The following is a 22,709-nucleotide window of genomic DNA, read 5'->3' as shown; positions in this document are numbered from 1 at the left end:
GGTTTACGGCGTCCCCCGCAACCGGACCCACCCCGCCATCCCACGGAATGCTCGCTGTTGCTGTTGCTGTTGCTTTGGCTGTTGCTCCAGCCTCTGCGGGTGCAGGGCGCAGCCCTGCCGACTCACCCACCCACCCTATACTTGCCGCCGTGACCGCCTTCCCCGCCCTCGTTCCGCTGGATGTACCGCTGCTGGTCGGCTACAGCGGCGGCCTGGATTCGACCGTGCTGCTGCACTGGCTGTGGCAATCGGCGCAGGCCGCCGGCACGCCGCTGCGTGCCATCCATGTCCACCACGGCCTGCAACCGGCTGCCGATGATTGGGTGCGCCACTGCCAGCAGCAATGTGCTGCGCTGGGCATCGAACTGGCCGTGCACCACGTGCAGGTCACGCGTGAGGGCGGCCATGGAATAGAAGGTGCAGCCCGGCTGGCACGCCGCGCGGCATTCACCGCCGAATTGCAGGCTGGGGAAACCCTGGCGCTGGCCCAGCACCAGGACGACCAGGCCGAGACCTTCCTGCTGCGCGCGTTGCGCGGTTCGGGCATCGATGGGTTGGCGGCGATGACCGCTGACAGCCCGCTCGACGGCCATCGGCTGTGGCGGCCATTGCTCGATGTACCTCGCAGGACCCTGCTGGCCTACGCCACCACACACAGCCTGGAGTGGATCGAAGACGCCAGCAACAGCGAAGATCACGCCGACCGCAATTTCCTGCGCCTGCGGGTACTGCCGCTGCTGCGCCAGCGCTGGCCACACGCCACCGCCGCATTGGCGGGCAGCGCCGCGCATTGCGCGCAGACCCGTGCATTGCTGGATGAAGAAGACGCCGAGCTGCTCGCTCACCTGGAAGTGGCACCCCGGGTGCTGTCGCTGGAGCTGCTGCGCCAGGTCGCACCGGAGCGTGCGGCACGCGTGCTGCGTGCATGGGTGCGCCGTCATGACGCAGCCCCGTTGCCAGCGCATGTGCTGCGGCAGGTGCAGAACGAATTGATGGCGGCAGGCGCCGATCGGCAATCTCAGGTGCGTTGGCAGCAGCACGCCATTCGCCAGTGGCGCCAGCATGCCTACCTGATGCCCACAGAGCTGCCGGTACTGCCGAAGAACTGGCAGGCGACATGGGACGGACGCGCGCCGCTGCAGCTGCCCGACGGCGGCCAGCTGCGCCTGCTTGGCACTGACGGCTTCGAGCACCCGCTGCAACTGCGCGCCCGCCAGGGCGGCGAACGCATCGTGCTGCCCGGCCGTACGCATTCATCCGCGTTGAAGGACTGCCTGCAGCGCGAACACCTGGCGCCCTGGCGACGCACACAGCTGCCCCTGTTGTTCGATCAGGGGCAGCTGCTGGCGGCCGCCGACGTAGTCATTGCCGCACCGCTGCAGGCCTGGCTGCAGGCACGCAACGCGCAGTTGCAGTGGCATCCGGGCGGCTGGTGAATTGACCCTCGCGCGCGCGCCGTCCACACTTGTCGCATGGCCAAGAAGTCCCCCGAAAACGCCTCCCCCGTCGCCCAGTTCGAGCAGTCGCTCGAATCGCTGGAACAACTGGTGGAGCAGATGGAAACCGGCGAGCTCAGCCTGGAAGCCTCGCTCAGTGCTTACGAACGTGGCGTGGGTCTGTACCGCCAGTGCCAGCAGGCGCTGGAGCAGGCCGAACTGCGCGTACGCCTGCTCAGCGATCCGGCCCAGCCCGAAACCGCCGAACCCTTCGATCCGCCCAGCCATGACGGCTGAGGCGTTGTTCTCGCGCTGGCGCGACCGTATCGAAAGCCAGCTCGACGCCGCCCTGCCCTCACCGGCCGAAGCACCGCAACGCCTGCACCAGGCGATGCGCTATTCCGTGCTCGGTGGCGGCAAGCGCATGCGCCCCTTGCTGGTCTATGCCGCCGGCCAGGTGTTCGGCGCCCCGCTGGACAAGCTCGATGCCGCAGCGATGGCGGTGGAGCTGATACACGCCTACTCACTGGTGCATGACGACCTGCCGGCCATGGATGACGACGCACTGCGCCGTGGCAAGCCCACCACCCACATCGCCTTCGACGAAGCCACCGCGATCCTCGCCGGTGACGCCCTGCAGACCCGTGCGTTCGGCCTGCTGGCCGATGCGCCGCTGCCGGCGGCATTGCGCGTGGCGTGCCTGCAGACCCTGGCCCATGCCTCCGGCGCGGCCGGCATGTGCGGCGGCCAGGCGCTGGACATCGATGCCACGGGCCAGCAGCAGTCGCTGGCAGCCCTGACCCGCATGCATGCGCTGAAGACCGGCGCGCTGATCCGCGCTGCGGTGCGCATGGGTGCGCTGTGCGGTGATGCGCCCGCACCCGTGCTGGCCCAGCTGGACGGTTTCGCCGATGCGCTCGGCCTGGCCTTCCAGGTCCGCGATGACATCCTCGATGTCGAAGCCAGTTCCGAGCAGCTGGGCAAGACCGCCGGCAAGGACCAGGCCCAGGACAAGAGCACCTTCCCCGCCCTGCTCGGCATGGACGGTGCCAAGGCGCAGCTGCGCGAACTGTCCGCTCGCATGCAGCAGGCGCTGGCGGGTTATCACGAAGAGGCCGATGCGCTGCGCGCGCTGGCCACACTGGCGGTAGAACGCGACCACTGATCGCAGGCGTGGAGCTGCCATGCTGCGCGCTCGCCGGGCATGGCCCCGCGCCACCATGCGCGCCGCATACGGAAACGCCCGGCATTGCCGGGCGTTTCTTCTTGCGTCGTTGATCGTTACCGCTTACTTGATCAGGCGCAGCGCGAACGGGTAACGGTAAGCTTCGCCGTTGTTGGCCTTCACCGCAGCGATGATGCTGAAGACCAGGCTGAGCAGGCCGACGATCGGCGCCAGGAACATGCCGATGATCACGAAGCTCAGGATGATGCAGACGAACATCGCGATGGAAACGGTGATCTGGAAGTTCAGCGCTTCCTTGGCCTGGTCGGTGACGAAGGCCTTGCTGGCGTCATCCTTGTTGATCAGCCAGATGATCAGTGCACCGATGAACCAGGTGAAGATGCCCAGCAGGTGCGCCGCCAGGGCCATGGTGCGCTGGTCAGCGGGTACGCTGCTGGCCGCCGGGACGTTCTCGAATTCGCTCACGACAAAACTCCTTTTTTTTGGGTGGTCTTGACCGACCGGCGGCAAGCCGGTCGCGTCAGGCGGGCCTAGCTTACGCCATCAATGGCATCAATCATTGCCGGCGATCGTCATCCGTCCCACCAGGATCGAGCCGGTGCGGATATGCGAGCGCGGATCGACGTCGCTGCCAACCGCCTCGATGGCCATGAACATGTCGCGCAGGTTGCCGGCGATGGTGATGCCATCCACCGGATACTGGATCTGGCCGTTCTCCACGCGGAAGCCGCCGGCGCCGCGCGAGTAGTCGCCGGTCACCCCGTTCACCCCCTGCCCCATCAGCTCGGTCACCAGCAGGCCGTTGCCCATCTGCGCGGCGATCTCCTGCAGCGAACCGGCATTGGCCGCCAGCTGCAGGTTGTGCACGCCGCCGGCATTGGCGGTGGTCTGCAGGCCCAGCTTGCGGGCCGAATAGCTGCCCAGCACGTAGCGCTGCAGCACGCCGTCGCGGACCAGGGCCGAGGCACGCGTGGCAACGCCGTCGCCGTCGAAGGCGGCCGAGCGCAGGCCACGGCGCAGGTGCGGCAGCTCCTCGATCTGCATCCAGTCGGGGAACAGCTGCTGGTCGACGCTGTCCAGCAGGAAGCTGGCCTGGCGGTACAGTGCGCCGCCGGAGACCGCCGACAGCAGATGGCCCACCAGGCTGCGCGCTACTTCCGGCGCGTACAGCACCGGCATGCTGCCGGTCGGCAGCGAGCGTGGCTGCAGGCGGGCGACCGTGCGCTCGGCGGCCCGGCGACCCACGCTGGCCGGATCTTCCAGATCCTCGCGGGCAAGTGCGCCGGTGTACCAGCCGTCGCGCTGCATGCCGTCGCCGGTGCCGGCGATCAGCGCACAGCCGATCGAATGGTGGGTACCGCGCTCGCGGCCGATGAAGCCGTGCGAATTGGCATAGACCGACACACTCTGCATGCTCGACACCGAGGCGCCATCGGAATTGCGGATCTGCGCATCGGCTTCGCGGCCCACTGCCTCGCAGGCCAGTGCCAGGTCCACCGCCTCGTCGGCCTGCAGCTCCCAGGGGTGCCAGCTGTCCAGTTCGGGGAAGTCGCGGGCCATCAACCCGGCCTCGGCAAGGCCGGCGGCCGGGTCGTCCTCGGTATGGCGGGCGATCGCGCAGGCCTGCTCGACGGTGGCCAGCAGGCTGCCCTCATGCAGGTCGGCGGTGCTGGCACTGCCCTTGCGCTGGCCGAAGTAGACGGTCACGGCAATGCCGCGGTCACGGGTGGACTGCACGGTCTCGACCTCGCCGAGACGGACATTGACCTCCAGCCCGCGGTCCTCGCTGCAGCTGACCTCTGCCTGGCTGGCGCCCAGCGCGCGGGCACGCTGCAGCAGCTGCTGGGAGATGTCGGCCAGCCGTTCCAGCCGGGCCGGGCTGTCGTCGCCGACGGCGACTTCAGGGGCGATCACGTTCAATGCTTTATCCTGTGCGGGTTGGGCCCGGCATCACGCCGGGCGACTTTTTTTGAAATCAGGTATGGACGATGCGCGGACGCGACGAAGAAACCGGTGAATTCCACGACAAGAGCCGCAGCCAGAACCGGCGCGATGCGCTCGACGTCCTGGCCCTGGGCGAGAAACTGGTGTCGCTGACCCCGGCCCAGCTGGCGCGCCTGCCGATCCCGGAGGACCTGCTGCCACACATCGCCGAGTGCAAGCGCATCACCGCCCACATCGCGCACAAGCGGCAGCTGGCGTTCCTGGCCAAGCACATGCGCCGCGAGGACGATGCCGCGCTGGACGCGATCCGCGATGCGCTGGATGCCAACAGCGAAACCGGGCGCCGCGAAGTGGCGATGATGCACCGTGTCGAAGACTGGCGCGAACGCCTCATGAATGAAGGCGACAAGGCGCTGGCCGCGCTGCTGGATGACCATCCGCAGGCCGACCGCCAGCAGCTGCGCACGCTGGTACGCAACGCCCAGGCCGAAAAAGCGAAAAACAAGCCGCCACGCGCCTACCGCGAGATCTTCCAGGTGCTGCGCACGCTGATGCTGCCGTCCGCGCTGGGCCTGAAGGCGTCCGGCGAGGACGTCGAGGCAGACGAGCCGGTCGACGACGCCGACGAGGACTGAGTCCCCGTCGGGCATGGCGGTGGCTGTGGCCATCGCCGTGCTCAGGCCTGGGTACCGCCGACGGTGATGCCCTCGATCAGCAGCGACGGCTGGCCGACACCGACCGGCACACTCTGCCCGTCCTTGCCGCAGATGCCTACGCCCTCGTCCAAGGCCAGGTCGTTGCCGACCATGCGCACCTTCTGCATGGTTTCCGGGCCGTTGCCGATCAGGGTCGCGCCCTTCACCGGAGCGGTGATCCGGCCATCCTCGATCAGGTAGGCCTCGGTGGCCGAGAACACGTACTTGCCGCTGGTAATGTCGACCTGGCCGCCACCGAAATTGACCGCGTACAGGCCCTTCTTCACCGAACGGATCATTTCCTGCGGATCATGCTGGCCGGCGCGCATGTAGGTGTTGGTCATGCGCGGCATGGTCATGTGCGCGAACGATTCGCGACGGCCGTTGCCGGTCGGCGCCACGCCCATCAGCCGCGCGTTGAGGCTGTCCTGCATGTAGCCGACCAGGATACCGTCCTCGATCAGCGTGGTGCACTGGGTCGGGTGGCCTTCGTCATCGATGTTGAGTGAACCACGCCGCCCATCCAGGGTGCCGTCGTCGACGATGGTCACGCCCGGGGCAGCCACGCGCTCGCCGATCCTGCCGGCGTAGACACTGGTGCCCTTGCGGTTGAAGTCACCTTCCAGGCCATGGCCGACCGCCTCGTGCAGCAGCACGCCCGGCCAGCCCGGCCCCAGCACCACAGGCATCACCCCGGCCGGTGCCGGCACCGCCTCCAGGTTCACCAATGCCTGCCGCAGCGCCTCGCGTGCGAAGGCTTCCGGGCGGCCATCGGCAAACAGCACTTCATAGCCGTAGCGACCACCGCCGCCGGAATAACCCGACTCACGGCGACCGTTCTGTTCAACGATCACCTGCACGTTCAAGCGCACCAGCGGGCGCACATCGGCGCCCAGCACACCATCGGTGCGGGCGACCAGCACGGTATCCACGCCACCGGACAGGCTGACCATCACCTGCTTCACGCGCGGGTCGGCCGCGCGAAGGTAACCGTCCAGGCGCTTGAGCACCTCGACCTTGGCTTCGTTGCCGATGCCGTCGATCGGGTCCAGTGCCGGATACAGCACGCGCGCATCGCCGCGCAGCAGCGAGCGTCCGGTCTGTGCGCCACCTTCGCGCGAGATCGCACGTGCCGACTGCGCCGCCGCCAGCAGAGCACCGGCGTGGATGTCATCGGAATAGGCAAAGCCGGTCTTCTCGCCGGCAATCGCGCGCACGCCCACGCCCTGCTCGATGGAATGGGCGCCGTCCTTGACGATGCCGTCTTCCACGCTCCAGCTTTCGCGCCGGGCGTGCTGGAAGTACAGGTCGCCGAAGTCCACACCAGGGCCGAGCAGTTGGCCGAAGGTGCGCTCCAGGCCGGCGGTATCCAGGCCACCGGGGCGCAACAGGCGGTCTTGGGCAAGCGTCAGGGCGTTGTCAGTCATGGTCTCGATCTGGGGGTGTGAAGGCGGCCAGGCAAGCCCGCCGGAGGAAACGGAGACGCCGGGCTCAACGCGGCGGCGGTGGTTCGGTGACGGTCGGCGGCACGGCCGGCAATGGTTGTATGCGCGGCAGCGGTGCCGGCGCTGGCGCGCGTTCGCGGCTGCGCTCGATCACTTCCACCTTGGGCTCCTTCCACGGGCCGGTCACCTTGTAGGTGCGGGCGCCGATCTCGCCCAGTGGCTTGGACAATACCGCATTGGTGGCGGCACCCAGCGCCGCGCCTACCGGGCCGCCGGCCACCGCGCCGACCACGGTCAGCAGGTTGCCCGCGCGCGGGTTGACGTCGATGGTCTGGTCGAACTGCTGCTTGCGCAGGTCGGCCTCGCCACGGATGGTGATGTTCGCTGCCGGCCCTTCGATCAGCACCTTGTCGGTACGCGCCATGCCCTCGCCGAACTGCACGCTGCCCTCGACCTGGTTGAACGCGAAGCCCTTGGAGAAGAAATCGCGGAAGTCGAACATCAGCCGCCGCGGCAGCTGGGCGACGCTGAGCAGGCCCAGCACGCGGCCGGCACCCGGTTCCAGCTCCAGCAGCTGGCCATTGCGGGCATTCACATCGAGCTGGCCCTGCAGGTTGCCCAGCTGGAAATCGGAAGGACCACCGGGCCACGACGCCTGCAGCTGGGCGTGGCCGGAGCCGCCGCGCAGCTGGCCGCCGTAATCGAGGTTCTGCAGCAACCCGCCCAGGTCTTCACTGCGCACCTGCGCATCAAGCGCAGTGCGCGACCCGCCGCCCTTGCCGAGCCAACGACCACGGATGTCGATCTCCTGGCTGGGGGCACGGAAGCGCAGTTCTTCCACGCTCAGGCCATTGGCGATCGGCCGCGTGCGCAGCACTGCCTGGCCCAGCACGACCTTGCCGAACTTCAGGTCGGCGATGTCCAGCGCGAACGGCGGCAGTTTTGCCGGATCCATGTCGTCGGCACCGGCCTGCACCCGTGCCGGTGCTGCGGTGGCTCCGGGAAGGGTCGGCAACGATTGCCAGTACACCCGCTCGAGCTGGCCGCTGATGGTGCCGCCCTCGGCGTTGGGTACGTTCAACTTGCCTGCCAGCGACGGGCCATCCAGGCGCACGTCCAGCGCCTGCGGGCCGGGGTGCAGCTGCAGACGGGTCTGCTCGAACACGCCGCCGATCAGCATCAGCTGGCCGACCTGCACGTCTACTGCGCGCAGCGGCATCGGATCGCCATCGCCACCGGTGCCACGGGCCAGGCCGATCCATTCCAGCGCATCCAGGGTCGGGCTGCGGCCATTGATGGTCAGCCCGCTGGGCGGTGGCTCGCGGTCGACACGGTCGCTGCCCAGGGTGACCTGCACGCCGGTCTGGTTGTTGTGGCTGCGCGCGGCAAGCGCCAGACGCTGGCCGAATGCCACGTCGATGCGGCCAGCGCCCATCGGCAACTGCGCGGCCGCGGTGGTCGGCAGCGGCTCGCTGGCCGGCTTCTGCAGCGGTGCCGGCAGGTCAAGGCGGGTGCCCACCAGGTCCGAACGCAGGCGCAGCTCACTCGGCGGCGCCGGCGCACCCGGTGCCACCTTCGGCAGGTTCACCGCGATGGTCCACGGCGAGGTGCCATTGATGTACGGCTTCAGCCACGCCATTTCCGGTGCGCGGTCGATCAGCACGCCCGCGTCGAGCGTGGCGGCCAGTTCCGATTCGAAGGCCAGCTTGGGGTCACGCACGAAGCCACCGGCGCGCAGGCTCAGCCGGCCGTCCTGGCCGAGGTGGCGCACCGCCAGTTCCTCGGCGGCAAAGCCGGCGTTGCTGTAGCGGGCCTGCCCGCGCATGTTGTCGAATTCCAGCTGGAAGCGCTTGTCGACCAGCTTCAGCCCAGCCAGGTCCACCGTGCCCTGCAGGTGACCACCACCTTCGTCATGGCGCAGCGGCTGCAGCAGGTCGAAATGCACGTTGGCCGGGCCGCTTGCCGCGAGGTTGTCCAGGGTGTCGCCGTATTCCTTGTGCAGCGGACTCTGCCGCAGCATTGCCAGCAGCTTGCCGGCATCGCCCTGGCTGTCGGCGCGCACATACAGCGGCTGCTGGCCGAAATCCTGGATGCCGGCTTCGAACTTCTGTACCGCTACGCCGGCCAGATCACCGCGACCCTGCATGTGGAAGCCTGGGCCGATGAAGGCGACATCGGCGTCCACCTGGCTCATCAACGGCCAATCATGCTGGAAGCGGATGTCACCCTGGGTGATGTGGCCGGTGGCCTCGAAGCGGCCGTCGTTGTTGTCGAACGGCCAGTCGTCCAGGTCACCGCTGACCAGTCCGATGCCGTTGCGCACCTGGCCGCCGGCCAGGGCCATGTCCAGCCAGTCGATGGCGCCCTTGCTCATTCTGGAATGGATCCAGAAACGCTTGGCGGCGGTCATCGGTACGTCGTCCAGCTTGGCCGCCAGCTGCATCCACGGCCGGGTGCCATCGCCCTGGAACCACAGACCACCGCGCACATCGGCCGCGTAGTCGGTGCCTTCCACACGCATCGCCGGGGTGCCGATGCGCCAGCCACCGCCCTCGTCGCGCCAACCGACGATCTGCCCGGCCAGGTGCAGATCATGACGCACGCCGAAACCGGTCGGCCAATCGAACTGCAGCTGGCGTTGTGGCTGCAGCTGCAGGCTGAAGCCATCGGCATCGCCCTCGAAGCGGCCGCCCAGGCCGCGCAGGCCCGGCGAGTTGCCCACGCTGGCGAAGCCCAACGACTGCAGTTCGCCCTGTACCCACAACGGGCCATCCTGCCGACCGCGCACCTGCAGCTGCGCCACGTCCAACTGCGGCTTGGCCAGGTACAGCCAATGGCGCAGGCCCGCATCCAGCCGGTCGCTGAGTGACAGCGCGCGCAGCGCGAGACCCGCCTGCGCCGCCCCTGCCTGCACCTGCATCTGCTTGCCAATCCGCACTTGCAGGCCGTCCAGCTGCTGCTGGCGGCCATCGGCCTGCAGGCGCAGGCGTGGCACCTGCAGCGCCCAACCATCTGCGGTCCGCTGCCAGCGCAGGCGCGCCTGCAGCCGTTGCAGCTGCACCTGCGGACCCGCGATGCCGGGCATCGGCGCGCCTTCGATACGCAGATCGCGCAGGTCAGAATCGGTGGTCAGCGCCACCGGCGCGAAATCCCGCAGGGTCAGCCACAGGTTGAGTTCGCCCTTGCCCTCGCGCAGGCGCATGCCACCGGCAGCCAGCAACGGCGACCAGGCGCGGAAATCAACCGGATCTGCACCCAGCCAGGCCTGGCCGTTACCGCGCTGGCGATCCAGGTCCAGCACCGCCGTCAGCGGCAAGGCGTCGGTCTGTGCCCAGGCACGCACGCCCACCCGCAGGCGGTCGCCATCCACGCGCAGGCGCAGATCGATGCGTGGCAGGCTGGCGTCGACGCCCAGCGCAGGCGCATGCACGCCCAGGCGGCCGCCAATCACCTGCAGTTCGCCCAGCCGGCGCAATGCGTCCAGTGGATCGCCGCCAGCACTGGACTGCGGCAGGCCACGCACCGACCAGCGGCCATCGGCAGCCTGCTGCAGATCCAGTGCCAGGCCGCGCAGGCGCAGTTCGGTCAGCGAGCGGCCCGGCAACAGGCCGCTGTACATCGACACCAGCACTTCGGCTTCGCCGACGGCCAGGCCCTGGCCCGCGCCGATGCGCAGGCCCTTCAACTGCAGCAATGGACCGCGTCGGGTCCAGGTGGTGTCCAGGCGTTGGAAGCGCACCGGTTGTCCGGCGCGCGCGCTCAGCCAGGCCGCGATCCTGTCCGGATGGCGCTCAGCCAGCGGCAGCAGCTGGCTGAGGGTGCCGATCAGCAGGGCAAGCCCGACCAGGCCGACCGCGCATGCGGCGATGAAATGACGGCGGATCCTTCGCAGTCGCAGGCGCGGCGGCGCGCTCATCGGCCACCGAAAGCAGACAGTCGGCCTGGATCAGAGCAGAACAACATCGAACTGCTCCTGCAGGTACTGCTCATCCGCCTGGAAGCGGATGCTCTTGCCGAGGAACTCCTCCAGCTCGGCCACCGCCGTGGATTCCTCATCGGTGATCCGCGCCACCACCTTGCTGGAAGCGATCACCAGCAGGCGCGCGGCATCGAACTGGCGCACCGCACGGGTGATCTCGCGGAAGATTTCGTAGGTCACCGTTTCGGTGGTCTTGATGGTGCCGCGACCACTGCACTGCGGGCAGGTCTCCGAGAGCTGGCGCTCCAGGCTTTCCACCGTGCGCTTGCGGGTCATCTCCACCAGCCCCAGCGGCGAGAAGTCGTACACCGTGGTCTTGGCGTGGTCGCGGGCCAGCGCCTTTTCCAGGGTACGCAGCACCTGGCGGCGATGCTCGGCATCATCCATGTCGATGAAGTCGATGATGATGATGCCGCCCAGGTTGCGCAGGCGCAGCTGCCTGGCCACCGCCTGCGCGGCCTCCAGATTGGTGCGGAATACCGTCTCTTCCAGGTTTCGCTGGCCGAGGAACGAGCCGGTATTGACGTCGATGGTGGTCATCGCCTCGGTCTGGTCGATCACCAGATAGCCACCGGACTTCAGCGGTACCTGCTTGTCCAGCGCACGGCCGATCTCGTCCTCGACCCCGAACATGTCGAAGATCGGACGATCGCCGCTGTACAGCTCGATCTTCTCGGCCAGCACCGGCATGTACTTGGCCACGAAGGCCTGCAGCTGGGCGAAGGTCTCCTTCGAGTCCACCTTCACCTTGTCCACGTCCTTGCGGATCAGGTCGCGCACCGAGCGCAGCGGCAGGCTCAGGTCTTCATAGATGTTGCTGCACGACGACGCCTCGCGGCCGCGACGCTCGACCACGTTCCATACCCGTGACAGATAGGCGATGTCTTCGGCGATGGCCTCGGCCGGCTGGCCCTCGGCATTGGTACGCACGATGTAGCCGTAGCCGCCGTGCTGGGCCGACAATTCGGTCACCAGCGTCTTCAGCCGTGCGCGCTCGCCTTCGTCCTCGATACGCGCCGACACGCCCACCACCTTCGATTGCGGCAGCAGCACCATGTAGCGCGAGGGAATGCTGATCTGGGTGGTCAGGCGTGCGCCCTTGGTCCCGATCGGATCCTTCACCACCTGCACCACGATGTCCTGGCCGTCGCGCAGCAGCTCCACGATCGGCACGCTGGAGGGCGGCGGCAGGGTCGTGTTCTCGGTGTCGGCACTGGCCACCGGTGCCGGCCGCACCACGTCGTTGGCGTGCAGGAACGCGGCGCGGTCCAGCCCCACTTCGACGAATGCCGCCTGCATGCCCGGCATGACCCGCTGCACCTTGCCCTTGTAGATGTTGCCGACCACCCCCCGGCGCCAACCGCGCTCGATGTGCAGTTCCTGCAGCATGCCGTTCTCGATCACCGCGACCCGGGTTTCGCGCGGGGTCACATTGACCAGGATTTCCTCAGACATCGGCAGCCTCCCTGGCGGCATCAGCAGTTGGGGCCAGCACGCCGCAGCGGGCCAGCAGACGATCGGTATGCAGCAACGGCAGCCCCATGACGCCGGAGTAGCTGCCGGAAAGGTGTTCGATCCAGCGTTCGGCGCCGCCCTGGATGGCATAGGCACCCGCCTTGTCCAGCGGCTCGCCGGTGGCGACGTAGGCGGCGATGTCGGCCGCATCGATCGCGGCGAAGGTGACCTCGGAAACGACCAGTTCGCTGTCCAGCCCGCGCGCGTCCACCACCACCACGGCGGTCATCACCTGATGGGTGCGCCCAGCCAGCCGTGCCAGCATCGCCCGCGCGTCGGCGGCATCGGCCGGCTTGCCGAATACGTCGCCATCGAGCACCACTTCGGTATCCGAGCCCAGCACCCGCGCCTGCGGGTCATCGGCCAGCACCCGCGCCAGGCCGGCGCGCGCCTTGTCGGCGGCGACCCGGCAGACGTAGTCCTGGGCACTTTCAGAGGCCGCGCGCTGCTCGACAACCTCCAGGTCCAAGGCCTGGAAAGGGCGTCCGAGTCGGGCCAGCAGCTGGTTGCGTCGGGGGGAGCGGGAAGCAAGATAGAGCATCGACACAGCATAACCTGACGCCGGTACCTGAATCGTCGGACAATCCTTCCCTGGCGCCTGCAACCCCGAACGGACTCACAGCGCGTTCATCGCTACGACACCACCCTCACCGCCACAACAAGGAGATCCCATGCGCCGCACCGCCACCCCGCTGCTGCTTGCCCTGTCCCTCGCTCTTGGAGCTTCGATGACCGCCCATGCCGACCCGTCGTCGCCGTCGATCGCCGCCCCGGCCGAAGGCACGCTGCTGAACATCTCGGCCAACGCCGAAGCCACCCGCGTGCCGGACGTCGCCACCCTGTCGGCCGGCGTGGTCAGCCAGGCCGCCGACGGCAACAGCGCCATGCGCCAGAACGCCCAGCAGATGGACAAGGTACTGGCTGCGATCAAGGCCGCCGGCATCGCCGAGCGCGACGTGCAGACCAGCGGCGTCAGCCTCAACCCGCAGTACCGTTATGCCGACAACGAAGCACCGAAGATCACCGGCTACCAGGCCAGCAACACCGTCAGCCTGAAGGTCCGCGACATCGCCAAGCTCGGCAAGGTGCTGGACGCGCTGGCCGCGCAGGGCGCCAACCAGATCAACGGCCCGCAGTTCGAGATCGACCAGCCCGAACCGGTCTATGACGAGGCCCGCCTTGCGGCACTGAAGAAGGCCCAGGCCCGCGCCCAGACCTATGCGAAGTCGCTTGGCCTGCAGGTGCGCCGTATTGTCAGCATCTCCGAGAATTCCGGTGGCGGTTTCCGCCCGATGCCGATGATGCGTGCGCAGGCCGCCGGCATGGCCATGGACAAGGCCACCCCGGTCGCCCCGGGTGAATCGACCGTGTCGGTGAACCTGGACGTGGTGTTCGAACTGGGCCGCTGAGGCCCCTTCCGTTCAACCCGACGGCGCCCTGCAGGGCGCCGTTTTCGTTTCCACCACCGCCGTGCCGGCAGCGTTACATGAAGGCCAGCTCAACGCTGCCGCCCCTGCCTCTAGGCAGTGGTGGAGGCGGCGCGCTAATGATTGACTGCCAGCCGCGTGCGGCAACCCCGATGGCGGCCCTGGTGCGTTGAGGACTTCGACACTGGCATGGAGGTGGACCATGGTTCGTACGTATCCCGTAGTACCCCTGCACTTCGATCCCGCCCGCGTTGCCGCCTGGAGTGCGGCCATCGCCCTGCATCTGCTTGCGTTCCTGATGTTGCTGATTCCGGCGACCTACCAGGCCGTCACCGCACTTCCCCGCGACCAGACCACGATCCGGTTCATTCCGAAGGAAGAACCGAAGCCGCCGGTACCGCTGCCGACCGTTCCCGAAAAGGTGGAGGTGGTGCACAAGCGGCAGGCCACGCCGGTGCCCGCACCGCTGCCGACGCCCACCGCCACCGTCGAGGAAGCCCAGGGCATCATCCTGCCAGCGGCCGAGCCGACAGCGGTGCAGGCGGCGCCGACGATCGCCCCGTCCACGCCGTTGGCCGGTGCCCAGTTGCAGTACCGCAGCAACCCGCCGCCCAGCTACCCGATCCAGGCGCTGCGCAACCACGAGCAGGGCACGGTGCTGTTGCGGGTGGAGGTCGACCCCAGCGGGCAGCCGGTGAACGTCAGCATCGAACGCAGCAGCGGCTCGCGCAGCCTGGACCAGGCCGCGCGCCAGCAGGTGCTGCGCCACTGGCGTTTCGTGCCGGCCGAGCGTGATGGCATGCCCGTTCCGGCCATCGGCATGGTGCCAGTGCAGTTCTCCCTGCCCGACTGAGTCAGAGGCCGGCCCGGCAGTGCGCCGGGCCGGCCAGAACGGTGACTTGATCGGCACAGGGCCAATCTGCCCGGTTATTTGAACTTCGTTGGAAAACCGTTACGAATTCAGTAAAACTTCACGCCTCCGTCACCTGCCGGAAACCTAGATTGATGCGTCCCGGGACACACCGGGACGGCCCTCAATGCTCGAGTTTTCCAGTCAGGAGAGAAGCTGTGAAACACCCGATCCAACGGCCCGCCAGCCGCCGCCGCAACCACCTGGCAACGTCCGTCACCCATATCCTCACCGGCGGCGCCCTGCTGCTCGCCGGCGCCGTGGCTTCCTCTTCTGCATTCGCGCAGGAACAGGCCACCAACCTTGACCGGATCACCGTCACCGGTTCGAACATCCCGCGCACCAACACCGAGACACCGTCGCCGGTGCAGGTGGTGACCCGCCAGGAAATCGATCGCACCGGCAAGACCACGGTGGCCGAATACCTGCAGACGCTGACCGCCGATGGCGCCGGCTCCATTCCCAAGACCTTCGGCAACGGCTTCGCCGGTGGCGGCGCGGGCATTTCGCTGCGCGGCCTCGGCGCCGGCTCCACGCTGGTGCTGTTGAACGGCCGCCGCATGGCGACCTATGGCCTGGCCGATGACGGCCAGAAGGTATTCACCGACCTCAGCACCATTCCCCTGGACGCCGTCGAGCGCGTGGAAGTCCTGAAGGATGGCGCCTCGGCAATCTATGGTTCCGATGCCATCGCCGGCGTGGTCAACATCATCCTGCGCAGCGACTTCCAGGGCGCGATCCTGCGCGGCTCTTACGGCGTCTCCGGCGACGGCGATGGCGATGCCAAGAAGGCAACCCTGACCGCTGGTACCGGCGACCTCGCAACCGATGGCTGGAACGCATTCTTCAGCCTGGATGTCGGCAAGACCGACGCCATCAAGATCAGCGACCGCAAGAACCGCAAGTGGATCGGCACCGGCGATATCCGTCGCTGGGGCTACGACGCTGCGGACGCGCAGTTCCTTGGCGGCGCCTACCTGTCCGGCGGCACTGCCGGCGGCACCGGCCCGAACGGTTCGGTGTTCGACGACCGCAACGTGGACGATGACAATCCGGCCTTCCTGGTGGCCCTGCCCGGCTGTGCTGGCCTGACCACCATTCCCGGCCAGACCGACGCTACTGCGCAAGCCCAGGGCTGCCTGTGGAATCCGGCACAGCAGTACCGCGACCTGAGCCCGGAAGAGAAGTACGTCAACGTGTTCGGCCGCGCCAGCTTCGCCTTCGGTGAAGGCGGCGAGGTCTACACCGAGATCGGCTACTCCAAGAAGGAAACCATCTTCAGCAATACGCCCTCGGGCACATCCGGCGGCTGGGGCTACCCCGGCGGCCCGGTCAATGCCAGCAGCGGCGCTGGCGCGGTGGTGCTCAGCCCGACCCATCCGGACAATCCGATTCCCGGCCAGGCATCGCGCCTGCGCTACTCGGCCTGGGATGTCGGTCCGCGTGTAACCAACAACACCAATGAGTTCAACCGCTTCCTGGTAGGCGTGAAAGGCAACTGGGGCGAGTGGACCTACGACACCGCCTACCTGCACTCGGGCACGGACCTGACCAACAAGCGCACCGGCTTCCTGCGCTACAGCTCCGTGCTCTGCGCACTGGGGAACCCGAACTGCGCCGGCGGCGTGTGGCGCATCGGTGACAACGCCAGCCAGAACACGCAGGCGCTGTACGACTACATCTCGCCGACCATCAGTGCCCGCGCCAAGTCCAGCCTGGACATGTTCGACTTCACCATGTCGCGCAGCCTGATGGACCTGAAGGGCGGTCCGCTGGGTCTGGCCTTTGGTACCGAGTGGCGCAAGACCAGCAACAGCCTGACCCCGCAGACCTACACCGACCAGGGCGACATCATCGGCCTGGGGTATTCCGCCTATGACGGCACCCAGAACGTGTACGCCGGCTATGTCGAGCTGTCGGCCCCGGTGCTGGAGCAGTTGGAACTTTCGGCCGCGCTGCGCTATGACAAGTACGAAAGCGGCGAAGGCAAGGCCACGCCGAAACTGGGCGTGAAGTTCACCCCGGCCGACTGGATCGCACTGCGCGCCAGCTACGCCGAGGGCTTCCGCGCCCCCAACCCGGCCGAAAACGGCGACGGTGGCCTGGCCGCTTTCTCCAACGCCCGCGACCCGGTGCGCTGCGCCATCGATCCGGACAACGAGTGCACCGCGCGCTCGGTGGCCATCATCACCCGTCCCAACTCGGGCCTGAAGCCGGAAGAGTCCAAGAGCTACTCGGTAGGTATCGTCCTGCAGCCCACGTCCAGTACCTCGCTGACCGTGGACGCCTGGGAGATCAAGCGCACCAATGAAATCGCCCAAGGCAGCACCGCCGATGCGATCGCTGCCGGCAACGTGCTGCGCGACAGCAACAACATCGGCGGCGTGGCCAACAGCGGCACCATCCTGGCGGTGAATACCCAGTATGTGAACGCCAACTCCTCGCGTGTCCGCGGTATCGACACCGACGTGCGCCAGACCTTCGACCTCGGTCCGGGCCAGCTGGAAATGGACCTGCAGTGGAGCCACATCCTGAAGTTCGAGCGTACCGAGGGTGACACCACCGTCGACTACGTCGGTACCCACGGCAACTGCGATGTGACCAACTGCATCGGCACCCCGCAGGACAAGATCAACTTCGGCACCACCTGGAAGCAAGGGCCGTGGAGCATCAGCGGCGTGGTCAACTACATCGACAGCATGGACAACAAGGATCGCCGCGGTGGCGACTACCTGGCGTTCTATGAAGACGGCACGCCGGTGGAGAAGATCTCTTCGTTCACCACCTTCGACCTGTCCGGCCGCTGGAACATCACCGAAGCCTTCGAGCTCAACGCCTCGGTGCAGAACGTGTTCGACCGCATCGCCCCGCTCGACCCGACCACCTACGGCGCGGTCAACTACAACCCGCTGCACTTCAGCGGTGCGATTGGCCGTTACTTCACCGTCGGTGCCAAGTACACCTTCAACTGATCCTCGAAGGCGATTCAATGCAAAGGCCCGGGCTCACGCCCGGGCCTTTGCTTTTTTCCACACGCGGCAGCGTCCATCATGGGCACCCCGACAGCTGCGGCGCGCGTGATGCCCTCTTCCAACCAACGCCTTGGCCTGGCCGCCCTGACCGCACTGGTGGTCGGCTCGATGGTCGGTGCCGGCATCTTCTCGCTGCCGCAGAACGTGGCGCGCAGCGCCGGGCCGGCCGCCGCGCTGATCGGCTGGGCAGTGAGCGGCGCCGGCATGTTGATGCTCGCCTTCGTGTTCCAGGCCCTGGCCAATCGTCGCCCTGACCTGGACACCGGCATCTATGCGTATGCGCGCGCAGGCTTCGGCAACTACATCGGATTCTCCGCCGCCTGGGGCTACTGGGTGGCTTCGGTGCTCGGCAACGCTAGTTTCTTCGTGCTGATCTTCAGCGGCCTCGGCCACTTCGCGCCGGTGTTCGGTGAAGGCAATACACCGGCCGCCATCGCCGCATCCTCCCTGCTGCTGTGGACGGTGCATCTGCTGGTATTGCGCGGCCTGCGTACCGCGGCAATCATCAATGGCCTGGTCACCGTGGCCAAGCTGGTGCCGATCGCGCTGTTCCTGATCCTGGCGGCCGCTGCATTCCGCATGGACGTGTTCCGCGCCGACTTCTTCGGCGTTCCCGCGTTGGGCGACATGGGCCAGCAGCTGCGCGGAATGATGCTGGTCACCGTGTGGGTGTTCATCGGTATCGAGGGCGCCAGCATCTATTCGCGGCGCGCAGCACGACGCGCCGATGTCGGCCGCGCCACCGTGATCGGCTTCATCGGCGTGTGGCTGCTGCTGGTGCTGGTCAGCCTGCTGTCGATGGGTGTGTTGTCACAGGCCGAACTGGCGGGCCTGCCCAACCCCTCGATGGCCTATGTGCTGCGCGCGATCGTTGGCGAATGGGGCGCGACGGTGATCATCATCGGCTCGATCATCTCGGTGCTGGGCGCGCTGCTGGCGTGGGTGCTGCTGTGCGCCGAAGTGCTGTTTGCCGCCGCTGGCGATGGCACGATGCCGGCCTTTCTCGGCCGCGAGAACGCGCGCGGCGTGCCCGCCAATGCGCTGTGGCTGAGCAACGGGCTGATCCAGCTGTTCCTGCTGCTGGTGCTGTTCAATTCGGGCAGCTACACCAGCCTGGTGCTGCTGGCGGCGTCGATGAGCCTGGTGCCGTACTTCCTGTCCAGCGCATTCAGCGTGAAGCTGGCCTGGCAGGGCGAGGCCTACGCCAGCGCGGCGGGGGCCCGCTGGCGCGACTTCATCGTCGCGCTGCTGGCCAGCGCCTATGCGCTGTGGCTGGTGTATGCCGGTGGCCTGGACAACCTGCTGCTGTCGGTTCTGCTGTATGTGCCAGGCGTAGTGCTGTACGCATTGACCCGGCGCCAGCGTGGCGAGCGGGTTTTCACCCGCTGGGAAGGGGTGTTGTTCGGCGCGATCCTGGTGGTGGCGATTGCTATGCTGGTGGCGTTCGCCCGTGGCGCGCTGACCTTGTAGCGCCGTGTCTGTTGTCGGAGGGGCTCGCGCAATACAACCACGCATGGCGTGGATCTACCTGCGCAGGCCGTGCACGCATGGCGCGGATCTGCCAGATCACGCGATTGCACGGCACGACGCAACAAAAAAAAGGCCTGCATCTTGCGATGCAGGCCTCTTGAATGTGGCGCCCGAAGTTGGACTCGAACCAACGACCCCCTGATTAACAGTCAAGTGCTCTAACCGGCTGAGCTATTCGGGCAGACCGCCAGTATAACGACTCTTCACGCGCGATGGTAGGGGTGATTGGCCAACATCGCAGCGGCGCGATACAACTGCTCGGCCACCACCAGCCGCACCAGCATGTGCGGCAGCGTCAGCGGGCCGATCGACCACTTTTCGTCGGCCAGCGCAGACACTTCCGGCGAGTGCCCTTCGGGGCCGCCGATCAGGAACGCCAGGTCCCTGCCCTGTCCACGCCAGTGCTCCAGGCGCTGCGCCAGCTGTTCGGAACTGAGCTGGCGGCCCGGTACGTCCAGCGCAACGACATAGGCATTCTTCGGCAACGCAGCGATCACGCGCTTGCCTTCGTCTTCGGTGGCGCGACGCGCGTCCCTCCCTTTGCCGCGCAGGCCGGGCTCGATCTCCACCAGCTCGAAGGGCAACCAGTGCGAGAGCCGCTTCTGGTACTCGGCAAACCCCTGCGCCACCCAACTGGGCGCGCGTTCGCCGGTGGCGATCAGGCGGGCTTTCATCAACATTCCTCCAAAACGTCGACGGCGCCATCGGCGCCGTCGAAAACCGCATCAACGAATGGCTCAGGCCACTTCGTCGTCGTCGTAGGACGGCGGCTGGTCGCCAACGGTCCACAGGCGCTCAAGCGCATAGAACTCGCGCACGCGCGGCAGCATCACGTGCACGATGACGTCGCCCAGGTCGACCAGCACCCATTCGGCTTCACGCTCGCCTTCAACACCCAGCGGCATGACGTCGATGTTCTTGGCGAAGCGCACGACTTCGTCGGCGATGGACTTCACATGGCGGGTCGACGTACCCGACACGACCACCATGTAGTCGGCGACGCTGGACTTGCCGCGCACGTCGATCTCGACCGGGTCCTTGGCCTTCAGGTCTTCGGTGGCTTGACGGACGCTGGCCAGCAGTTCCGGCACGGAGGGCGGCGGGCTGGGCAGATCGACCTTGATGGTCTGGGGCTGGGTCTGGTTGCTCAAAGCGGGTCGACTCGATAAACGTGGGGACGATTATACGGCCACATCGCGGCAACCGTATTCACGAGGTGGCGGAACGGTACAGGCCATGGGCAGAAACATAGTCGGCCACCGCCGGTGCCAGCATGGCCCGCCAGGGGCCGCCCGCAGCGATCTGGGTGCGCACGGCACTGGCCGACTCCTCGCGCAGCGGGTGGTGCAGGCGCAGGATGCGGCCGGCCGGGCTGGCAAACAGCGCCTGCTCGTTGTCGGCCCAGCGGCCCTCGGTGGCCTGCCCCAGCGCGCCGTCGACACTGGCCCGCAGCGGACTGCCCGGACGCTCGGCGACGACGAAATGGGCCAGCCCGAACAGCAACTGCCACTCATGCCAGCTGGGCAGGCCCAGCAGACTGTCGGCCCCCACCAGCCACGCCAGCGGGCGGCTGGGGCCGAGTTCGGCACGCAGTTCGCGCAGGGTATCGACGGTATAGGACGGTCGACCGGGAAAGCGCGCGGCCCGATCCAGCTCATGACGGTCCAGCAGCAGGCCCGGCTCATCGCCGATGGCCAGGCCGAGCATGGTGCAGCGTTGTTCGGCGGTCGCGCCCGGCACCGCACGGTGCGGCGGGTCAGCGGCAGGCAGCATGCGCACCGCCACCTGCAGTTCATCGCGTGCAGCGCGCGCGATCGCCAGATGGCCCAGATGCACCGGGTCGAAGGTGCCGCCGTAATAGATCCGCAGGCTCATGGATCAGGCCCGGGCGAGCAGCCGTACCGCGCGTGCCTCGGCCACCGCCACCAGCAGGCGTTCAAGCGCGAGCCAGGCATCGCCGTCGGCTCGCCCCTTGGCGATGCGGTCAACCAGCCCGGCTTCGGCCACGAAACGCTCCCAGCGCTTGCCTTCCGGATGCCGCTGCAGCGCACGCTTGTAGGGTGCCTGCCGCGATTCCCAGATACCGCGGGATTTCATCTCCGCAGCCAGGTTGCCGCCGCGTGCCTGGACCCGCGCCAGGCCGGCACCGGCCAGCAGCTCGCGGATCACGATCGGCATCAGCGCGGCCACGGCCTCGCCTTCGCCGCGCAGACCGGCCAGCATCCTCAGCACCGCCTGTGGCTGGCCGGAGAAGGTGGATTCGACCAGCCGGAACACGTCGTAGCGGGCGGCATCGGCCACCAGCGATTCCATCCGTTCCACGTCCAGGGTCTGGCCATCGGCCAGCAGTGCGAGCTTGTCGATCTCCTGCGCAGCGGCCAGCAGATTTCCTTCCACGCGCTCGGCCAGGCGCTGCACGGCAGCGGGCTCGGCGCGCAGCCCCCTGCTGCGCAGGCGCCGTTCGATCCAGTCCGGCAGCTCGTGCGGCTTGATCGCCCAGGCCACCGACAGCACGCCGACACGGTTCACCGCCTCGGCCCACTTGCCCTGGTGGGCCTTGCTCCATTCATTGGCGGTGATCATCAGGATCACGTCCGGCGCCGGATTGGCGCAGAACTGGCTGATCACCTCGCCACCTTCCTTGCCCGGCTTGCCACTGGGCAGGCGCACTTCCACCAGGCGGCGGGCACTGAACAGGCTGGGGGCGTGGAAACTGGCGTCGAGCTGGTTCCAGTCGAAGTCGCGGCCATCGGCATCGAACACTTCGCGCTCATCGATGCCGGCCGCGCGTGCGCGGGCACGCACGGCGTCGGCTGCCTCCAGCACACGCAGTGTTTCCGGACCGGCGATCAGATAGACCGGCGCCAGCGCCGTGTCAGCGCCCTGCCCGGCCAGCTGTTCCGGTCGCAGTTCCATCAGGCGCCCGGCTCAGTGCTTGACGGCGGGTGCGGGCTCGACCGGATCGTGCTCGACCGGCTTCGGCGCCGACAGGCTGCCGCCCTTTTCCAGCTCGGCGCGGACCACGCTGTCGATGCGACGGATGATCGAGGCCGACATTTCCCGGCGCAGTTCATCGGCCAGGATCTCGCGTTCGGTGGTGGTACCGGTGGCGTCGGTCGGCGGCGACACGTAGTCGCGCGACAGTTCGATCACCTGCTGCGGCACCAGCTCGCTACCGTCTTCGCGGCGGAAGATGAAGATCACCGCATAGCGCAGGCTGTATTCCTGTGCGCGGCCCTGCGAGTCGATCGCGATGGGCAGGTCGCCCCAGCGTTCGGACAGGACCTGCAACTGGGCATTGGGGCCCTTGCTGTCCTCATCGGCCAAGCGTGCACCGGAGGCCAGCAGGCTCCGGTTCAACAGCTTGACCAGCTCGCTGTAGGGCGCGGTGGATACCACCTTCACCGGTGCCGTGTCGGTCGGCAGCATCAGCTTGTTGCGCAGGTGGAAACCACAGCCGGCGAGGCCGAGGACGAGAACGAGGGCAAGCAGGATTCGGGTCATGGAGACAGTCTGGCGGAGCCGGGCGATCACGGCAACAGACAGGGTGCCCGAGGCCGCGTGAACGCAGGGCCATCGGCCGGGCGCGCCCGGCGTGGCGACAACGCAC

Annotated in this window: 19 protein-coding genes and 1 tRNA gene; 8 read left to right on the top strand and 12 right to left on the bottom strand. The window is 67.6% G+C overall.

All coding sequences use genetic code 11. The annotated features are described in order from the left end of the window. Positions 1-149 precede the first annotated feature (149 nt). Genes tilS through WKB25_RS18300 form a run of 3 tightly spaced genes read left to right on the top strand, consistent with a single transcriptional unit; the run spans position 150 to position 2,601 of the window. Positions 150-1,436: a tRNA lysidine(34) synthetase TilS gene (gene tilS, locus WKB25_RS18310; protein WP_340572189.1), complete on the top strand. Its 1,287-nt coding sequence runs from the start codon at positions 150-152 to the stop codon at positions 1,434-1,436. A 36-nt stretch (positions 1,437-1,472) separates the two neighbouring features. Further along, positions 1,473-1,733, top strand: coding sequence for an exodeoxyribonuclease VII small subunit (locus WKB25_RS18305; RefSeq protein ID WP_006381978.1), 261 nt, complete (start codon positions 1,473-1,475; stop codon positions 1,731-1,733). Then, positions 1,723-2,601 carry a farnesyl diphosphate synthase gene (locus tag WKB25_RS18300; protein WP_340572186.1) on the top strand — a complete coding sequence of 293 codons (879 nt, stop codon included), beginning with the start codon at positions 1,723-1,725 and terminating at the stop codon, positions 2,599-2,601. The genes WKB25_RS18305 and WKB25_RS18300 overlap by 11 nt, the downstream gene beginning before the upstream one ends. A gap of 123 nt (positions 2,602-2,724) precedes the next feature. Here the strand turns inward: WKB25_RS18300 and WKB25_RS18295 are convergent, their stop codons facing one another. After that, positions 2,725-3,087 carry a DUF4870 domain-containing protein gene (locus tag WKB25_RS18295; protein WP_049465893.1) on the bottom strand — a complete coding sequence of 121 codons (363 nt, stop codon included), beginning with the start codon at positions 3,085-3,087 and terminating at the stop codon, positions 2,725-2,727. A gap of 87 nt (positions 3,088-3,174) precedes the next feature. After that, positions 3,175-4,542 carry a metalloprotease PmbA gene (gene pmbA / locus WKB25_RS18290; RefSeq protein WP_340572184.1) on the bottom strand — a complete coding sequence of 456 codons (1,368 nt, stop codon included), beginning with the start codon at positions 4,540-4,542 and terminating at the stop codon, positions 3,175-3,177. 68 nt (positions 4,543-4,610) lie between these two features. On the opposite strand from pmbA, the gene yjgA reads away from it, so the two are divergent. Continuing rightward, positions 4,611-5,201, top strand: a complete 591-nt coding sequence (gene yjgA, locus WKB25_RS18285; RefSeq protein ID WP_340572183.1) for a ribosome biogenesis factor YjgA — start codon at positions 4,611-4,613, stop codon at positions 5,199-5,201. A 41-nt stretch (positions 5,202-5,242) separates the two neighbouring features. On the opposite strand, the gene tldD is transcribed toward yjgA, so the two are convergent. From tldD to WKB25_RS18265, 4 genes are all read right to left on the bottom strand, one after another. After that, positions 5,243-6,688 (bottom strand): metalloprotease TldD, encoded by a 1,446-nt coding sequence (gene tldD / locus WKB25_RS18280; RefSeq protein ID WP_089236367.1) that lies wholly within the window; start codon positions 6,686-6,688, stop codon positions 5,243-5,245. A gap of 64 nt (positions 6,689-6,752) precedes the next feature. After that, the gene (locus WKB25_RS18275) at positions 6,753-10,622 is read right to left on the bottom strand and encodes a YhdP family protein (RefSeq protein WP_340572180.1); all 3,870 of its coding nucleotides are present in this window, start codon (positions 10,620-10,622) and stop codon (positions 6,753-6,755) included. A 30-nt stretch (positions 10,623-10,652) separates the two neighbouring features. Further along, entirely contained in the window at positions 10,653-12,140 is a 1,488-nt protein-coding gene (gene rng / locus WKB25_RS18270; protein WP_340572178.1) for a ribonuclease G, read from the bottom strand. Next, positions 12,133-12,741, bottom strand: coding sequence for a Maf family nucleotide pyrophosphatase (locus WKB25_RS18265; RefSeq protein WP_340572176.1), 609 nt, complete (start codon positions 12,739-12,741; stop codon positions 12,133-12,135). Before WKB25_RS18265 ends, rng begins: the two co-directional genes overlap by 8 nt. A 130-nt stretch (positions 12,742-12,871) precedes the next feature. Between WKB25_RS18265 and WKB25_RS18260 the strand changes: the two genes are divergently transcribed. The 4 genes from WKB25_RS18260 to arcD all read left to right on the top strand — a co-directional run bounded on the left by WKB25_RS18260 (position 12,872) and on the right by arcD (position 19,039). Next, positions 12,872-13,609 (top strand): SIMPL domain-containing protein, encoded by a 738-nt coding sequence (locus tag WKB25_RS18260; RefSeq protein ID WP_340572175.1) that lies wholly within the window; start codon positions 12,872-12,874, stop codon positions 13,607-13,609. Between the two features lie 220 nt (positions 13,610-13,829). Beyond that, complete coding sequence (locus tag WKB25_RS18255) at positions 13,830-14,480, top strand: energy transducer TonB (RefSeq protein ID WP_340572173.1); 651 nt, start codon at positions 13,830-13,832, stop codon at positions 14,478-14,480. Between the two features lie 215 nt (positions 14,481-14,695). Beyond that, a complete protein-coding gene (locus WKB25_RS18250) occupies positions 14,696-17,509 on the top strand; it encodes a TonB-dependent receptor (RefSeq protein WP_340572172.1) in 2,814 nt (937 codons plus the stop codon). A 108-nt stretch (positions 17,510-17,617) separates the two neighbouring features. Next, the gene (arcD, locus tag WKB25_RS18245; protein ID WP_340572170.1) at positions 17,618-19,039 is read left to right on the top strand and encodes an arginine-ornithine antiporter; all 1,422 of its coding nucleotides are present in this window, start codon (positions 17,618-17,620) and stop codon (positions 19,037-19,039) included. A 164-nt stretch (positions 19,040-19,203) separates the two neighbouring features. Here arcD and WKB25_RS18240 read toward each other — a convergent pair. The 6 genes from WKB25_RS18240 to lptE form a co-directional block, all read right to left on the bottom strand. Continuing rightward, positions 19,204-19,280, bottom strand: a tRNA-Asn gene (locus WKB25_RS18240). 22 nt (positions 19,281-19,302) lie between these two features. Further along, positions 19,303-19,773 carry a 23S rRNA (pseudouridine(1915)-N(3))-methyltransferase RlmH gene (gene rlmH / locus WKB25_RS18235; RefSeq protein ID WP_025879294.1) on the bottom strand — a complete coding sequence of 157 codons (471 nt, stop codon included), beginning with the start codon at positions 19,771-19,773 and terminating at the stop codon, positions 19,303-19,305. 63 nt (positions 19,774-19,836) lie between these two features. After that, a complete protein-coding gene (rsfS, locus tag WKB25_RS18230; protein ID WP_025879295.1) occupies positions 19,837-20,250 on the bottom strand; it encodes a ribosome silencing factor in 414 nt (137 codons plus the stop codon). Positions 20,251-20,308: 58 nt separating this feature from the next. Beyond that, positions 20,309-20,974 carry a nicotinate-nucleotide adenylyltransferase gene (gene nadD, locus WKB25_RS18225; protein ID WP_340572167.1) on the bottom strand — a complete coding sequence of 222 codons (666 nt, stop codon included), beginning with the start codon at positions 20,972-20,974 and terminating at the stop codon, positions 20,309-20,311. A 3-nt stretch (positions 20,975-20,977) separates the two neighbouring features. After that, the gene (holA, locus tag WKB25_RS18220) at positions 20,978-22,015 is read right to left on the bottom strand and encodes a DNA polymerase III subunit delta (RefSeq protein WP_340572165.1); all 1,038 of its coding nucleotides are present in this window, start codon (positions 22,013-22,015) and stop codon (positions 20,978-20,980) included. 12 nt (positions 22,016-22,027) lie between these two features. Then, positions 22,028-22,603, bottom strand: a complete 576-nt coding sequence (gene lptE / locus WKB25_RS18215; protein ID WP_089236377.1) for an LPS assembly lipoprotein LptE — start codon at positions 22,601-22,603, stop codon at positions 22,028-22,030. Positions 22,604-22,709 lie beyond the last annotated feature (106 nt).

Origin of the sequence: Stenotrophomonas sp. G106K1, from assembly GCF_037969685.1 — a bacterium.
Taxonomy (GTDB): domain Bacteria; phylum Pseudomonadota; class Gammaproteobacteria; order Xanthomonadales; family Xanthomonadaceae; genus Stenotrophomonas; species Stenotrophomonas lactitubi.
Note: the sequence above shows the minus strand (reverse complement) of the source record. Positions and strands in the feature narration are given on the sequence as shown.

Coding starts and splice junctions, on each gene's coding strand:
- nadD (WP_340572167.1), bottom strand. CDS start 20,974: ATGAGCCTGCGGATCTATTACGGCGGCACCTTCGACCCGGTGCATCTG.
- WKB25_RS18275 (WP_340572180.1), bottom strand. CDS start 10,622: ATGAGCGCGCCGCCGCGCCTGCGACTGCGAAGGATCCGCCGTCATTTC.
- rlmH (WP_025879294.1), bottom strand. CDS start 19,773: ATGAAAGCCCGCCTGATCGCCACCGGCGAACGCGCGCCCAGTTGGGTG.
- tldD (WP_089236367.1), bottom strand. CDS start 6,688: ATGACTGACAACGCCCTGACGCTTGCCCAAGACCGCCTGTTGCGCCCC.
- WKB25_RS18255 (WP_340572173.1), top strand. CDS start 13,830: ATGGTTCGTACGTATCCCGTAGTACCCCTGCACTTCGATCCCGCCCGC.
- WKB25_RS18305 (WP_006381978.1), top strand. CDS start 1,473: ATGGCCAAGAAGTCCCCCGAAAACGCCTCCCCCGTCGCCCAGTTCGAG.
- WKB25_RS18265 (WP_340572176.1), bottom strand. CDS start 12,741: ATGCTCTATCTTGCTTCCCGCTCCCCCCGACGCAACCAGCTGCTGGCC.
- lptE (WP_089236377.1), bottom strand. CDS start 22,603: ATGACCCGAATCCTGCTTGCCCTCGTTCTCGTCCTCGGCCTCGCCGGC.
- yjgA (WP_340572183.1), top strand. CDS start 4,611: ATGCGCGGACGCGACGAAGAAACCGGTGAATTCCACGACAAGAGCCGC.
- holA (WP_340572165.1), bottom strand. CDS start 22,015: ATGGAACTGCGACCGGAACAGCTGGCCGGGCAGGGCGCTGACACGGCG.
- WKB25_RS18260 (WP_340572175.1), top strand. CDS start 12,872: ATGCGCCGCACCGCCACCCCGCTGCTGCTTGCCCTGTCCCTCGCTCTT.
- arcD (WP_340572170.1), top strand. CDS start 17,618: ATGCCCTCTTCCAACCAACGCCTTGGCCTGGCCGCCCTGACCGCACTG.
- rng (WP_340572178.1), bottom strand. CDS start 12,140: ATGTCTGAGGAAATCCTGGTCAATGTGACCCCGCGCGAAACCCGGGTC.
- WKB25_RS18300 (WP_340572186.1), top strand. CDS start 1,723: ATGACGGCTGAGGCGTTGTTCTCGCGCTGGCGCGACCGTATCGAAAGC.